Source organism: Sphingomonas sp. LM7 (assembly GCF_002002925.1).
In the GTDB taxonomy this organism is placed as follows: Bacteria; Pseudomonadota; Alphaproteobacteria; order Sphingomonadales; family Sphingomonadaceae; genus Sphingomonas.
On record NZ_CP019511.1, the window covers coordinates 1,418,121 to 1,432,719 of the forward strand.

The 14,599-nt window shown below is 65.4% G+C and carries 14 protein-coding genes; 3 read left to right on the plus strand and 11 right to left on the minus strand.

All coding sequences use genetic code 11. The annotated features are described in order from the left end of the window. Positions 1-2 precede the first annotated feature (2 nt). The 9 genes from BXU08_RS06540 to BXU08_RS06580 are packed head-to-tail and all read right to left on the minus strand — an operon-like array spanning position 3 to position 8,717. Positions 3-1,685, minus strand: coding sequence for a GMC family oxidoreductase (locus tag BXU08_RS06540; RefSeq protein WP_077509326.1), 1,683 nt, complete (start codon positions 1,683-1,685; stop codon positions 3-5). Positions 1,686-1,708: 23 nt separating this feature from the next. Further along, positions 1,709-2,554, minus strand: a complete 846-nt coding sequence (locus BXU08_RS06545; RefSeq protein ID WP_077509327.1) for a sugar phosphate isomerase/epimerase — start codon at positions 2,552-2,554, stop codon at positions 1,709-1,711. Then, positions 2,551-3,120, minus strand: coding sequence for a gluconate 2-dehydrogenase subunit 3 family protein (locus BXU08_RS06550; protein ID WP_077509328.1), 570 nt, complete (start codon positions 3,118-3,120; stop codon positions 2,551-2,553). The genes BXU08_RS06545 and BXU08_RS06550 overlap by 4 nt, the downstream gene beginning before the upstream one ends. Further along, complete coding sequence (locus BXU08_RS06555; protein WP_077509329.1) at positions 3,117-3,944, minus strand: DUF1080 domain-containing protein; 828 nt, start codon at positions 3,942-3,944, stop codon at positions 3,117-3,119. Before BXU08_RS06555 ends, BXU08_RS06550 begins: the two co-directional genes overlap by 4 nt. Before the next feature lie 11 nt (positions 3,945-3,955). Beyond that, the gene (locus BXU08_RS06560; RefSeq protein WP_077509330.1) at positions 3,956-4,867 is read right to left on the minus strand and encodes a hydroxypyruvate isomerase family protein; all 912 of its coding nucleotides are present in this window, start codon (positions 4,865-4,867) and stop codon (positions 3,956-3,958) included. 13 nt (positions 4,868-4,880) lie between these two features. After that, positions 4,881-5,270: a cytochrome c family protein gene (locus BXU08_RS06565; protein WP_171982442.1), complete on the minus strand. Its 390-nt coding sequence runs from the start codon at positions 5,268-5,270 to the stop codon at positions 4,881-4,883. Further along, entirely contained in the window at positions 5,267-6,418 is a 1,152-nt protein-coding gene (locus BXU08_RS06570) for a Gfo/Idh/MocA family protein (protein ID WP_077509331.1), read from the minus strand. The genes BXU08_RS06565 and BXU08_RS06570 overlap by 4 nt, the downstream gene beginning before the upstream one ends. Continuing rightward, a complete protein-coding gene (locus BXU08_RS06575) occupies positions 6,418-7,470 on the minus strand; it encodes a sugar phosphate isomerase/epimerase (protein ID WP_077509332.1) in 1,053 nt (350 codons plus the stop codon). Before BXU08_RS06575 ends, BXU08_RS06570 begins: the two co-directional genes overlap by 1 nt. Next, the gene (locus tag BXU08_RS06580; protein WP_077509333.1) at positions 7,467-8,717 is read right to left on the minus strand and encodes an MFS transporter; all 1,251 of its coding nucleotides are present in this window, start codon (positions 8,715-8,717) and stop codon (positions 7,467-7,469) included. Before BXU08_RS06580 ends, BXU08_RS06575 begins: the two co-directional genes overlap by 4 nt. Positions 8,718-8,843: 126 nt before the next feature. Between BXU08_RS06580 and BXU08_RS06585 the strand changes: the two genes are divergently transcribed. Beyond that, a complete protein-coding gene (locus BXU08_RS06585; protein WP_077509334.1) occupies positions 8,844-9,887 on the plus strand; it encodes a LacI family DNA-binding transcriptional regulator in 1,044 nt (347 codons plus the stop codon). Here the strand turns inward: BXU08_RS06585 and BXU08_RS06590 are convergent. Together BXU08_RS06590 and BXU08_RS06595 are read right to left on the minus strand one after the other, a co-directional pair. Next, a complete protein-coding gene (locus tag BXU08_RS06590; RefSeq protein ID WP_077509335.1) occupies positions 9,859-10,752 on the minus strand; it encodes an SDR family NAD(P)-dependent oxidoreductase in 894 nt (297 codons plus the stop codon). The two genes, BXU08_RS06585 and BXU08_RS06590, sit on opposite strands and share 29 nt — an antisense overlap. Positions 10,753-10,855: 103 nt before the next feature. Then, on the minus strand, positions 10,856-11,530 hold the full coding sequence (locus tag BXU08_RS06595; protein ID WP_253190531.1) for a TetR/AcrR family transcriptional regulator: 675 nt from the start codon (positions 11,528-11,530) through the stop codon (positions 10,856-10,858). A 142-nt stretch (positions 11,531-11,672) separates the two neighbouring features. On the opposite strand from BXU08_RS06595, the gene BXU08_RS06600 reads away from it, so the two are divergent. Together BXU08_RS06600 and BXU08_RS06605 are read left to right on the plus strand one after the other, a co-directional pair. Next, complete coding sequence (locus BXU08_RS06600; protein WP_216352903.1) at positions 11,673-12,953, plus strand: MFS transporter; 1,281 nt, start codon at positions 11,673-11,675, stop codon at positions 12,951-12,953. Then, the gene (locus tag BXU08_RS06605) at positions 12,950-14,563 is read left to right on the plus strand and encodes a carboxylesterase/lipase family protein (protein WP_077509337.1); all 1,614 of its coding nucleotides are present in this window, start codon (positions 12,950-12,952) and stop codon (positions 14,561-14,563) included. The genes BXU08_RS06600 and BXU08_RS06605 overlap by 4 nt, the downstream gene beginning before the upstream one ends. Positions 14,564-14,599 lie beyond the last annotated feature (36 nt).

The window sequence follows — 14,599 nt, forward strand, 5'->3', positions numbered from 1 at the left end:
GCTTATCCGGCGCCGCCGCGCAACCCCTTCACGGCATGATCGGCCGCGCGCGCGGTCAGCGCCATGAAGGTGAGCGAGGGGTTCACGCACGACACCGATGCCATCTGCGCGCCGTCGGTCACGTACAGGTTCGGCGCGTCGTGCGCCTGGCTCCAGCCGTTGAGCACCGACTTGCCCGGATCGACGCCCATGCGCGCGCCGCCCATTTCGTGGATGGCGTCGCCGGGGACATGTTCGTCCTCGGAGCTGGTGACGTTGAGCAGCCCCGCGGCCTTGAGCATCGCCTCACCCTGCGTTCGGGCATCGGCCATCATCTTGAGCTCGTTGTCGCGGAAGCGCACATCGAAGCGCATCAGCGGCACGCCGAAGCGATCGACTTTTCCGGCGTGCAGCGAGACGCTGTTGTCCTTGTAGGGCAGGCATTCGCCGAAGGCGCCCATGCCGAATTTCCAACCGCCATATTTGCGCATGCCGTGCTTCATCGACGCGCCGAAGCCGACCGGCGATGCGGGATCGCGCCGCGCGCCGCCCTGATAACCATAGCCGCGCTTGAAGCCGACATCCTCGTTGCCGCCGATGTTGCGGAAACGCGGGATGTAAACGCCCCCGGGGCGCCGGCCATATTCGATAAGGTCGGTCATCCCCGGGATCTCGCCCTGGATCCCGACGCGGAAGATGTGATCCATCACATATTTGCCGAGCGTCCCGCTCGCGTCGAAATGGCTGCGGCCGCTGCCCGGTGCGCGCGAGTTCATCAGGATCTGAGTCGACGCCATCGCCGACGCGCACAGGAAGACGAGGTCGGCATTGATCACTTCGGCCTGCCGCGTCTTCGCGTCGATGAAGCGGACTCCGGTGACGCGCTTCTTGGCGGCATCATATTCGAGGTTGGTGACCACCGCGTCGGACCGCAGCGTCAGCCGCCCCGTCGCGCGCGCGGCGGGCAGCGTCACTGCCTGCGTCGAGAAATAGGCGCCGAACGAGCAGCCGTTGCTGCACTGGTTGCGGAACTGGCATTTGGTACGGTTCTGCTCGGGCTTATCCTCGGTCATGTTGGACAGGCGCGTATTGATCAGCTTGCGGCCCGGGAACTTGCTCTCCAGGTTCTGCTTGAGCCACTTCTCCGCAACGTTCATCGGAATGGGCGGCTGGAACTCGCTGTCGGGCAGATACGGCAAGTTTTCGCGCGAACCCGACACGCCGATATATTTCTCGACATAGCTGTACCACGGCGCGACGTCGTCATAGCCGATCGGCCACTCGCCATCGATCCCGTCGCGCTTGTTGGCGTCGAAGTCCTCCGGTGCCCAGCGGAAGCTCCAGCGCCCCCAGATCAGCGACTTGCCGCCGACCGCGCCGGGCCGGATCCAGTAGAATTTGTCGCCTTCGTCGAACGCATAAGGGTTCAGGCGGTCGTCATTGTAGAATTTCTGGTTGCTCGGCGCGACATAGCCGTGGCGCGCAATGAAATAGTCGCTGTCGGTCAGTGGCTTGGGCATGATGTTGCGCGCCGGTATCTCATATGCCGGCTTACCGTCATACGGATAGCCCTCGCCATGCTCGACCATCACGCCGCGGTCTAGCATCAGCACGCGCAGTCCCTTTTCGGTCAGTTCCTTGGCGGCGAAACCGCCGCTGACGCCCGAACCGATGACGATCGCATCGAACCTGTTGGTCGAAGCCATGATCTTTCCCTTTCGATGCCCGGTCAGAAACGCAGTGCGTGGAGCGTGTGGAAGCTGGTGGTGATGTCGGGGAGATAGGGCGCAGGCGCCCGATCGTTCTCGACATAGAAATGCTGGACCCCGGTGCTGCCCTTCAGCCTGAACAGCGATGCGAAATCGATCGTGCCCTGCCCTACGGCGGCCATGCTGCGGTCGGCGCGCATGTCCTTGACGTGATAGGCGTAGAGCCGGCCGGCGAGCCGATCGATCAGCGCCGCAGGGTTCTCGCCGGCGAAGATCGCCCAATATAGGTCAAGCTCGACCTTCACGAGCGCCGGATCGGTCTCCCTCAGGAACCGGTCGAACAGGCTGACGCCGCCCGGCTTGGCGGTGAATTCGAAGTCATGGTTGTGATAGGCGAAGCTCAGCCCGACCTTCTTCAGGTCCGCGGCGAAGCGATTGAAGTTGGGAAGCGCCGCCTGCCAGCCAGCCTCGGTGCGGTGCTCGTCAGTCATATACGGCAGCACGACGGTGTCGGCGCCGAGGGTCTTGGCCATCGCCACCGACTGGTCGAACTTCTGGAGCAGCGCGTCATAGCCGATATGGACTGAGGGGGAGCGCAGCCCCAGCCGATCCATCGTCTTGCGCAGCAACGCGTGGTCCATGGCATCGTAGCCGCCACCGCCATATTCGACTTCGCGATAGCCGATGCGGGCGATCTTCTCGAGCGTGCCCACCGGGTCCTTCTCGAAGATGTCGCGCACCGTGTAGAGCTGGATCCCGATCGCCTTGAGCTGCGCGGCCGAAGCCGCCAGGATCGGAAAACCGGCAAGGCCGAGCGCGGTGCCCGCGCCCACACCGGCGAGCAGATTTCTGCGGCTGAGGATCATGCGGAATACACCTTGTTGATCTGGGAATAGGGGAAGGCGCCGTTATATTCGCCGGGCACCGGCAGATATTCGCGCTCCTGGGTAATGCCGATCTCCGACGTGTAATAGCCGGTGATGACGAGCTGCCGGAACGCCTCGAAAAACTTCCCGCTTGAGGGCAGCTGCTCGTTCATCGCGAGGGTGAGCAGTGCATCCTGCTGGGCCGCGGTCGCCTTCGCGGCCGGGACCTTATAATCCTGCTGACTGCGCGCCTCGATCGCGTCGAGCCCGGCAACGATCGGCACGCGGTCTTCGGGCTTGGCCCAGTCCGCGAGCAGCTTTTCGATATAGGCCGGCACGCCCGCGGAGATCGCGCCGGGGGTGTCGGTGGTCGGGATGACGCGCTCGCTGAGCGCGGTCATCAACGCGCGCTGGGCGGGGTTGAACACCGTCACACTCGGCGGCCCCTCGCTGATCACCGGTATGTTCGATCCCTGCACGGCGGCGGCGGCGCGCGCGATCGGCGCGAACAGCCCGGCACCGAACATGCCGACCACGCCGGCCAGCGCGGTTCTACGGTCGATCACTTGCCCTCTCCTCCCAGATCGATCGCCGCTTCGGGGAGCGGACGAACCCAGATGTTGCGGAACGACACCGGCGAATCATGATCCTGCAACTGGATCGGCGCGGCGTCGGGATGCGCTTTGTAGCCGGCGACTTGCCGCCACACGGTGGTGCCGAGCATTGCCTGATGGTTCTGGACGAGCACGCCGTTCAGGAACGCAGTGACATAGGCCGGACGGACCAGCTTGCCGTCGGCGGCGAAGCGCGGCCGTTCGAACACCACGTCATAGCTTTGCCATTCGCCGGGCTTGCGCGCGGCATTCGCCAGCGGCGGCCTCCAACCATAGACTGCGCCGACGGTGCCGTCGGCATAGGTCGGGTTCTGATAGCCATCGAGGATCTGCACTTCGTAGCGCTGCATGAACCAGATGCCGCTGTTGCCGCGATCCTGGGAGGCCTTGGTCGGCGGATTGGGCGAGCGGAATTCGAGATGGAGCTGGACGTCGCCGAAGCTCTGCTTCGAGACGAGGTTGCTTTCGCCGCCGCTTGCCGCACGCGACGGGATGGTCATCGCGCCGTCTGCAACCGGCCAGGCGCCGCGGTCGGCGCGCCAGGCGTCGGTCGATGTTCCGTCGAACAACACGACTGCGTCGGCAGGTGCGCCGCCGGGAGCTGCGGCCGGAGTCACCATTACCGGCGCCGGGCGGTCGGCATCATGGACGCGCCATTTGCCGTCAGGCAACACCGGCGTGTCCTTGAACCCGGGTTTATCCTGTGCGCCAGCCGGAAGCGCGGCCAAGGCGGCGGCGCTTGCGAGCAGGCCCAATTTCGTGCGGATGGCGGTCATCCTCCCTCCCCTCATTGCGTATCGATTGCGCGATAGGCGGCGATCAGGCGGTCTTCGCCCGCGCGTCCGGCTATCGAATTGCCATGCTCCATGCCGATCACGCCGGCATAGCGGCGCGCGCGCAACCATTTGACGATGTTGGCATAATGGATCTCGCCCGTGCCCGGCTCCTTGCGGCCCGGATTGTCGCCGAACTGGAGATAGCCGATCTCGCTCCAGCACATCTCCAGCGCGGGGATCAAATTCCCGGACTGGATCTGCTCGTGATACAAGTCTGCGAGAATCTTGACCGCGGGGCTGTTCGCGCCGCGCGCGATGGCGAAGCCCTGCGCGATCGTCTGCATGTATACGCCGGGATGATTGGTCCGCGTGTTGAGCGGCTCCATCACCATTGCCAGCCCATGCGGCGCGACGATGTCGCCCGCACGGCGCATTACGTCGATGACGCGCGCGGTCTGTATGTCCTGCGGCACCTTCGGGTCCAGGAAGCCGGTGACGACGGTCATGTGCTTCGCGTCGAGGCGCTTGGCGACGTCGATCGAGCTGCGGATGTCGGCGAGAAAGGCCTCGCGATCGGCATCGTCATTGGCACCGAGCAAGGGCCGCGACTGCGCCCATTTCGGCATGCTGGCGACGAACACGCCCATCTTCATGCCGCGGTCGCGCAGCGCTTTGGCCATCTGCTCCTGCTCGGCGACAGTGCGGCTGCGCGCCTCATTGTCTTCCCAGGCAGTGAACCCCTGATCGGCGGCAAAGGCGATCTGTTCGATCCGCCCGCCACGGCTGGCGAAGCTGCCCTCGTGCGGCGCATAGCCGAGCGAGAAGCGCGCCGCATTCGACGCGCGGCCCTGCGCGCCCGCCAGCGCCGGCGCGAGCGTCGAAGCGGCGCCCGCAGCCAGCAGGGTTCGGCGCGAGACCGTCAAGCGCGCACCACGATCATTTCGCGCCTTCCGCCTTGAGATAGGCGATGATCGCCGCGCGCTTCGCCGGATCGGCCATGCCGATGGGCATGCGCGAGCCGGGGACCTTCTTGCCGGGTGCCGCGAGATATTCGCTGAGCGTCTTCTCGTCCCAGCGCAGCTTCGACGCCTTCATCGCCGGCGAATAGTTGAAGCCGGGCGTCGAGGCAGCAACACGCCCGACCACGCCGTGGAGATTGGGGCCCAGGCCGTTCTTGCCGCCCTTCTGCACGGTATGACACGCCTTGCAGGTGGCGAATGCCGGCGGCGGCGCTGCCGGCGCGGTCTGTGCGATTGTGGGTGCGCCGGCGACCATAAGCGTCGCCGCAGCGACAGTCCCCGCTCCCAGGTACGCGAGAAGCTTCATTCATTCTCTCCCGGATCAACCATGGTCCATTTCTGGTCCGATTCTGCGTTCGCTATCACGGCCTCGATGAACAGCATCGTACGAAGTCCGTCAGTGACCCTCGGGAACCAGCGATCTTCGTCGCCGCCATGGATCGCCGCGGCGAAGGCGCGGTAAAGATTGGCGAAGGCTTCGATATAGCCTTCGGGATGGCCAGAGGGGGTGCGCAAAAGCTTCGCTGTGCCGTCCTGCAGCCCGGGTCCGCCAGCACGAACGATTTCGGCCGGACGATCGAGCCAACGCAAAACGAGCGTATTGGGCTCCATCTGCGACCATTCGAGCCCGCCGCGCTCGCCGTGGATGCGCAGCTTGAGGCCGTTCTCCTCGCCTGCTGCAACCTGGCTCGCCTTGAGCAAACCGCGCGCGCCGCCCGCGAAGCGCAGCAGAGCGCTGACGTCGTCGTCCAGGCGGCGGCCTGGCACATGGGTGGTGAGTTCGGCGGACACCGACTCGACCTGCAGACCCGAAACATGCTCGGCAAGCTGGAAGGCGTGCGTACCGATATCGCCCAGACAACCGCCGAGCCCGGCGCGCGCCGGATCGGTCCGCCATTCGGCCTGCTTGTTGCCGGCATTGTCGATCGGCTCGCTGAGCCAGCCCTGTAGATACTCCGCCTGGATCAGACGGATCTTGCCCAGGTCGCCGCGCGCCACGCGTGCCCGCGCCTCTTCGATCAGGGGATAGCCGCTATAGGTGAAGGCGAGTGCGAAGCGGCGGCCGCTGGCCCGCGCGGCGTCGGCAATTGCGCGCGCCTCCGCGACGCTCATCGCCATCGGCTTTTCGCAGAAGACATGGAAGCCGGCTTCGAGCGCAGCGATCGCCATCGGCGCATGAAGATGGTTGGGCGTGACGATCGCGAGCGCATCGATCCGCGCATCGGCGGGCAGCGCGCGCTCACCCGCGATCATCGCGTCAAACGATTCATAGACGCGCCGGGTGTCGAGCCCGAGTGCGTCGCCGGTCCGCGCGTTGCGCCCGGCATCGGTGCTGAACGCGCCCGCCGCCAACCGCCACTCGCCGTCCAGCGCGGCCGCCATGCGGTGAACGGCGCCTATAAAGGCACCTTCCCCGCCACCCACCATGCCCAGCCGAAGCGCGCGCGCAGTCATCAGGAAAGCCCGAGCAGCGCCCGGACCGCCTGGCGATCGGCCCCGCTCGCCGCGAAATCGTCGAAAGGCCGCTCGGTCAGCCGGATGATATGGTCGCGAATGAACGGCGCGCCTTCGCGGGCGCCATCCTCGGAGCGCTTGAGCGCGCACTCCCATTCGAGCACTGCCCAGCCCGAATAGCCATATTGCGCCATCTTGCTGAAGATCGCCGTGAAATCGACCTGCCCGTCGCCGAGCGAGCGGAAGCGCCCGGCGCGATCCACCCAGCTCTCATAGCCGCCATAGACGCCCGTACGCCCGTTCGGATTGAACTCGGCGTCCTTGACGTGGAAGCACGAGATGCGGTCGTGATAGCGGTCGATGAAGTCGAGATAATCGAGCTGCTGCAGCACATAATGCGACGGATCGAACAGTATCCGCGCACGGGGATGTGCGCCGACCGCGGCAAGGAACCGCTCCCAGGTGGCGCCGTCGTGGATATCCTCGCCCGGATGAATCTCGAAGGCGCAATCGACGCCGGCGTCCTCGAATACGTCGAGGATCGGTAGCCAGCGCCGCGCAAGTTCAGCAAACGCTTCTTCGACCAGCCCGGCCGGGCGCTGCGGCCACGGATAGACATAGGGCCATGCCAGCGCACCGGAGAAGGTCGCGTGCGCCGACAGGCCGAGATTGGCGCTGGCCCGCGCGGCCAGCTTGACCTGCTCGACTGCCCAGGCCTGGCGTTCGGCGGGCTTGCCGTGCAGCTCGGCCGGAGCGAATCCGTCGAACAGTTCGTCATAGGCAGGGTGGACCGCGACGAGCTGGCCCTGGAGATGCGTCGACAATTCGGTGACTTCAATGCCGTGCCCGGCCAGCATGCCCTTGAGGTCGTCGCAATAGCCCTGGCTCTCCGCCGCTTGCGCAAGGTCGATCAGCCGCGGATCGCAGGGGATCTGGACGCCGGTATAGCCAAGCCCGGCCGCCCATCGGGCGAGATTCTCAAGCGTGTCGAATGGCGCTGCATCGCCGAGGAACTGCGCGAGGAAGATTCCCGGGCCCTTCATCGCCTTCATGCCGCGGCCTCCGTCCTGCTGTTGTCGCGGAAGGTGAGCTGGAACAGCAACGCAATCACCCCCGCCGCAATCGCCGGATACCACCACATGCCCTGCCAGTCGGTAATCGTCGGCGTCGCGGGCAACTGCTCGTAGAGCAACGCACCAATCTGCGAGCCGAGCAGCATGCCGACGCCATAAGTGAACAGCGTCAGCATACCCTGCGCCTGCGCGTTGACGCCCTTCGGCGTGGCGATCGTGCCGGTATAAATCGCGCCGGCGACGAAGAAGAAGTCGTAGCAGATGCCGTGCAGCGCGACGCCGAGATAGACCGCCCATAGTCCAGCGCCGCCATCGCCGATCGCGAACAGCGCGTAGCGCAACGCCCACGCCGCCATGCCGACGAGGAGCAGCGGCTTGACCCCGAAGCGCCGGTACAGCCAGGGCATCGAGAACATGAACGCCAGCTCGGACATCTGCCCGATCGCCAGCGTGCCGCTGACATTCTCGATCCCCGCCGCGCCTACATAAGGTGACGCATAGGCATAATACATCGCCAGCGGGATCGAGATCAGCGTCGCGCACACGATGAAGACGAGGAACGAGCGCTGCCGCAACAGGCCGAACGCCTCGACGCAAAATACCTGACGGAGCACGCTTTCGTCGCGCGGCGCGTCCGGCGCGACGTTGGGCAAGGTGAAGCTGTACAGGCCAAGCGCCACCGAGACGATTGCCGCGACAGTGAATATCTGCGGGCTGGCCGACAGTCCGAGCCACCCGATGATCAGCCCTGCGACGATCCAGCCCAGGGTACCGAACGCACGCACGAACGGGAACTTGTCCGTGCGATCGCCGAAGCTCTTTAGTGCGATCGTATTGGCGAGCCCGACCGTCGGCATATAAAGGATCATATAGCCCAGCAGCAGCCAAACGAAGCTGCCGCCGCCCTCCGGCGTGATCAGCGAGGGCAGCGCGAACAGGATCGCGCCGCCGATCAGGTGCAGGATCACCATCAGCATTTTCGGGCTTAGATAGCGCGTAGCGACCATGCCGAGCAGGAAGGAACCGGCGATCGATGCGATCGGGCCGACCGAGAAGGCATTGCCGATCAAGCTGCCGATCCCGACGGTCTGCATCACCAGCCCGAGCGTGACCGCCCAGGCGCCCCAAACGAAGAACTGCATGAACATCAGCGCGCTGAGACGCCCCGTCAGCAGTGCCGATCCCGGGCGTACCGCGCCCGTCGATGCGCCTTCCGCAATGGCCATGCGCCATCCTCCCTTTATGCAGTTTCGCTGCTTTTCGACTCGAAAGCTATCGAGGTAAAAGTCCGATGTAAAGGATTACATCGGATATCTGTCGACACGTTCTCCGACACGCTACATGAAGGCGCAATGCCGACGATCATCGAAGTCGCCGCGATGGCCGGCGTGTCCACCGCCACGGTTTCCCGCGTGCTAAGCAGCCCCGAACGCGTGGCGGAACCGACCCGCCAGCGCGTTCTCGAGGTGGTACAGACGCTGGGCTATGCGCCCAACGTCGCGGCGCGGACATTGCGAACCTTGCGCGCCGCCAAGATCCTGCTGACCGTGCCCGACATCTCCAACCCGTTCTTCGCCAGCGTGATCCGCGGTGCGGAGGAAGCCGCGCGCGACGCCGGCTATGCAGTCGTCGTCGGCGACACCCGCCACGACCCGCAGGTAGAGGACCAATATGCCGAGATGCTGTCGCGCCGGGAAGTCGACGGGCTGATTTTCCTCGGGCATCGCCTGCCGGAAAGCCTGGGTGCGCTCCTCTCGCGGCAAGGCCCGGCGGCACCGATCGTCAACGGCTGCGAATACAGCCCGGAAATCGGCGTCCCCAGCGTGCATATCGACAATGCCGTGGCGAGCGACGACGCAGTCGAGCATCTGATCGCGCTAGGCCACCGCGACATCGGCATCATTACCGGACCGCCAATCAGCCCGATCAGCCGCGACCGCCTTGGCGGAGCACTCGGCGCCGCGACACGTCACGGCCTTCAGGATCGCCTGGAGGTGCGAACCGGCGACTATTCCGCGCGCGCGGCCTTCGACCAGGCCGTCGATCTGCTCGCCAGCAACGTCACTGCGATATTCTGCTTCAGCGACGAAATGGCGATGGGCGCGCTCAGCGCGATCAGCCGTGCCGGACTTTCCTGCCCGGGCGACGTCTCGGTCGTGGGTTTCGATGACCTTCCCTTTGCCTCGTTCTTCCAGCCCGCGCTTACCACCGTCGCCCAGCCTAAGGGGCTGATCGGGCGCCGGGCAGTCGAATTGCTGGTCGATATATTGCGCGGCACCGAGCACCCGACGCGGCAAGTCACCCTGCCGCATGAGTTGGTCATCCGGGAAAGCACCGGCCCGGTCGGCGGCGGCTCGGCTCAGCCAGTCATCGCAGCGTCGCCGCAACCAGGCTAGGCGCGCCCGCAGCGGCGATCTCACGCTCGGCCTGGGTGAAGCCATAGGCCGGGACGATCTCGTCCTTGCGCGCGGAGACCGTATCCCACTTCGCCGCGACCCGCGCGCCGGCATCGTCGCCCGCGCCGGCGTACAGCCCCTCGGTCAGCGTGACATGCGCCGTCGCAAAATTACCTGCCCCTGCGCAGAGGATCGCGCGTGTCGGTGCATCCTCGCCGGTCAGCGCCAGCAGGCCTGGGCTCACCAGTTCGGGCGCGAGCAGGATCAGGCTTTCTTCCGAGAGCACGCCGTGCGTCATCTGCGTCGCAGCAGTGGGCGCGAGGCAATTGACGCGGATGCCGTATTTGTCGCCTTCAATCGCGAGGGTCTGCATCAGCCCCACCAGCGCCATCTTGGCGGCGCCGTAATTGGCCTGGCCGAAATTGCCGTAGAGCCCCGAGGATGAAGTGGTCATGACGATGCGGCCATATTGCTGGCCGCGCATCGTCTCCCACACTGCCTTGGTGCAGATCGCCGCGCCGATAAGATGGACGTCGACCACCAGCCGGAAGTCGTCGATCGTCATCTTGGTGAAGCTCCTATCGCGCAGGATGCCGGCATTGTTGACCAGGATGTCGATGCGGCCCCAGCGCTGAAGCACGTGCTCGACCATCGCGGCGATGGCGGTCTCATCGGTGACCGATGCTGCGATCGCGACTGCTTCGCCACCGGCGGCGACGATTTCCGCGGCAACCGTATCCGCGCTGTCCTGCGAGAGGTCGTTGACCACCAGCTTCGCGCCCTGCCGCGCCAGATACAGCGCATGCGCGCGTCCCAAACCGCCCCCGGATCCCGTCACGATCGCTACCCGACCCACCAGCGACATCCTTGCCCTCCCCTTTGTTCTGATGCCCCAATCGTAGCGGCAAATACATTCACTATCAAGATAGCTAATATTTCAGATGCGCGCTTGGCGTTGAAAAAAGCGGCTATTTCTTGCAGATGGTGAGGAAGCCCGCGGCCATGAACGAAGCCATCCGCTCCTTCACCGCCGCGAAATCGTCCGAATGACACAGCCCATTCGACAACTTGTCGATGCGGCCGGTGCGGGCGAGCGTGAGCATCAGCGCGCCGGTGACGAAGTGATAGCCCCAGAAGATGTCCTGCTCGGCGCAACCGGGCAGCGCCTTTTTGAGCAGGGCGATCAGCCGCAGCACCACCGGATCGAAATGCGCGTCCATCAGGTCGGCGCCCCAGGCCGGCGTGTTGGCGACTTGCGCACCCAATTTGGCGTAGTTCTTCCAGCCCTCGCCGCCCTCGATATAGGTGTCGAGATCGGTGTCGAGGAATGCGCGGAGCGCGCCTTCGACCGTGGGGTTGTCGCCGGCCACGGCCTCATATGCTTCGAGGGCCTGCATCCGCCGTTCGCTGGTCACCACCGCGCGGCGCGCGAACACCGCGTCGAACAGCGCCTTCTTGTCGGCGAAATAGTAATTGAGCAGCGTGTGGTGGACGCCGACCTGCTTGGCGACGTCCTTGAGCGTCACCCCGTACAGACCGTGCTGCGAGAACAGCTCCTCGGCAGCATCGTAGATCAGCTCCATCGTCTCGGCGCGCTGCTCGGCCTTGCGCGACCGGCGAATGGGTTTGGCTGCTTCCGTCACCCGTCATTCCATCCGGTGTGACGAGGCGACCGTCAAGCCCGGGCAGGGATATTCACACGCGTGATAGTGTGTGTTGACAGCGCGACCGGCCCGCCCGCATGATGGCGGCAACGGCGGACATAACCGCCGAGAGAGAGGATGCGTGGAACCTGAGGCCCCCGGCAATCGCCGATGGATCGTGCTCGTCACGCTCACCTTCGTCTATGTGCTCAATTTCCTCGACCGGCAATTGCTCGGCATCCTCGCCAAGCCGATTCAGGATTCGCTCCAAGTCACCGATGGCCAGCTCGGGCTGATCGGCGGGCTGTATTTCGCGTTCTTCTATTGCTTCATCGCGATTCCGGTCGGCTGGCTCGCCGATCGCACGCACCGCGTCGGCGTGCTTTCGCTCGCCTGCGCGATCTGGAGCGGCGCGACGATGGCGTGCGGGTTCGCGGCGACTTACCCCCAGCTCGTCGTCGCGAGGATGCTGGTCGGGTTCGGGGAAGCAGGCGGCGTGCCGCCTTCTTATGCGATCATCTCGGACACTTTCCCGCCGGGCAAGCGTGGCACGGCGTTCGGCATTTACAATCTCGGGCCGCCGATCGGCGCAGCTTTGGGCATCGCGTTCGGCGCTTCGATCGCCGCAGCGTTCGACTGGCGCGACGCGTTCATCGCGATCGGCGTGATCGGGATCATCACCGCGGCCGTCGTGCCGTTCATCGTCCGCGAGCCCAAGCGCGGCGCCACCGATACCGGACCTGTGCTGACCAAGGCCAAGGCGCCGTTCTGGGGCACGGTGGGCATGTTCTTCACCCATCCCGTGCTGATGCTCGCCGCATTGGGCAGCGGCGCGACCCAGTTCGTCACCTATGGTCTCGGCAATTTCGCGGTGCTGTTCCTGATCCGCGAGAAGGGGATGACGCTCGAGCAGATCGCGCTCTGGTACGCGCTGGCAGTGGCGCTCGGCATGGGTGTCGGCATGGTCGTATCGGGCCGCGTGATCGACCGGCTGACCGGCGTTTCGCGCACCGGCTATGCTATTGCACCGGCGGTATCGCTGGCCATCGCCCTGCCCTTTTATGTCGCGTTCGTCTGGGCGCCGGGCTGGCAGCTCGCGCTGGCGTTGCTGACTGTGGTGATGTTCTTCAATTACTTCTACCTCTCCGCCTCGGTTGCGCTGGTGCAGGAAGAGGTTCGCCCCGATCAGCGCGTGCTTTCGGGCGCGTTGCTGCTGCTGGTGATGAATTTCATCGGCCTGGGTCTCGGCCCGACTTGGGTCGGCGCGGCGAGCGACTGGTTCAAGGCGCAGGGCTCGACTCACTCGCTCCAGACCGCATTGTTCACGCTCACGCCCTTCTACCTGATCGCCATCGCACTGTTCCTCTGGCTCGCGCGCATCCTCCGCGCCGAGACTCCCGCCGGAAAGGTCGTCCCCGCATGAAGCTGCTCCAATCCGCCGCCTTTGCCGCGCTGGCGCTGGGCGCATCCCCTGCCCTCGCCCAGGCGCCGACCGTCGCTGCGCCTTCGGGATCGGTGCAGGGCACGCTCGACGGGAGCATCCGCAGCTTCAAGGGCATTCCCTATGCCGTGCCGCCGGTGGGCGGGATGCGCTGGCGTCCGCCCGCACCGATGCAGCCGTGGAAAGGCGTGCGCGCCGCCACCGATTTCGGTCCGGCCTGCGTCCAGCCGCAAAGCAAGACTCCGTCAGTCTATTCGCCCGCCGAGCCGCTGCCGGTCAGCGAGGACTGCCTGACGCTCAACGTCTGGGCGCCTGCGAATGCGAAAAAGGCGCCAGTGTTCTTCTGGGTCCATGGCGGTGCGCTGGTCACGGGATCGAGCCGCGAGCCGATGTACGACGGCAAGCGCCTCGCCGAGCAGGGCATGATCGTGGTGTCGATCAACTATCGTCTTGGCGTGCTCGGCTGGCTGGCGCATCCGGCGCTGAGCCTGGAGTCGCCGCAAAAGGTATCGGGCAATTATGGGCTGCTCGACCAGATGGCCGCGCTCGCCTGGGTGAAGCACAATATCGCGGCGTTCGGCGGCGATCCTGCCAATGTGACCATCGCGGGCGAATCCGCGGGCGGGCTGAGCGTGCTGTTCCTGATGGAATCGCCACTCGCGCGCGGGATGTTCGCGAAGGCGATCGCGCAGAGCGCGTACATGGTTGCGATGCCCGAGCTCAAGAAGAGCGCGTACGGCGCGCCCTCGGCAGAGGCAGTGGGGCAGATGCTCTCCGCCGGGGTGCAAGCGCCGACGCTGGCGGCACTGCGCGGGATGGACGCGCAGAAGATCACCGACAGCGCCGCCAAGCTCGGCTTCTTCCCCTTCGGCGCGGTCGATGGGCTGGTGCTGCCCGAACAGATGGTGACCAGTTTCGACAAGGGCAAGCAGGCGCCGGTGCCGGTCCTCGCCGGGTTCAACCAGGGCGAGATCCGCTCGCTGATGATGCTCGCGCCCAAGGCGCCCGAGAGCGCGGCCGACTATGAGAAGGCGATCCGCGAACGCTATGGCGACTTCGCCGATGCGTTCCTGAAGCTCTATCCGGCGGCCGACTATAGGGAGAGCACCCTCGCGACCACGCGCGACGCGCTCTACGGCTGGACCTCCGAGCGGCTGGCGCGCAAGCAGACCGCATTGGGCCAGCCATCCTATCTCTATCTGTTCGATCACGGATATCCGGCGATGGATCAGGCCGGGCTCCACGCCTTCCACGCCAGCGAGATTCCGTACGTGTTCGGCACGTTCGACGGCACGCCACCGCGTTGGCCCCAAGTGCCTGACAGCGATCGGTCGCTGTCCGATAATATGATGCGCTATTGGGCGAACTTCGCGAAGAGCGGCGCGGCCGGGCCGGGCTGGCCGGCCTATGGCGACAAGCGCAACTACCTGCACATTGCCCATACTCCGCAGGCGAAGGCCGGGCTGATGCCGGGGATGTACGACCAGTATGAGGCGGTAGTGTGCCGGCGGCGGGCTGCGGGCGTTGCCTGGAACTGGAACGTGGGGCTGGCCTCGCCGAAACTGCCGGGGAAGGCGGCGGGTTGCGAATAGCGCTTGGCGATCAAAGCTCCCCTCCCTGTTTGCAGG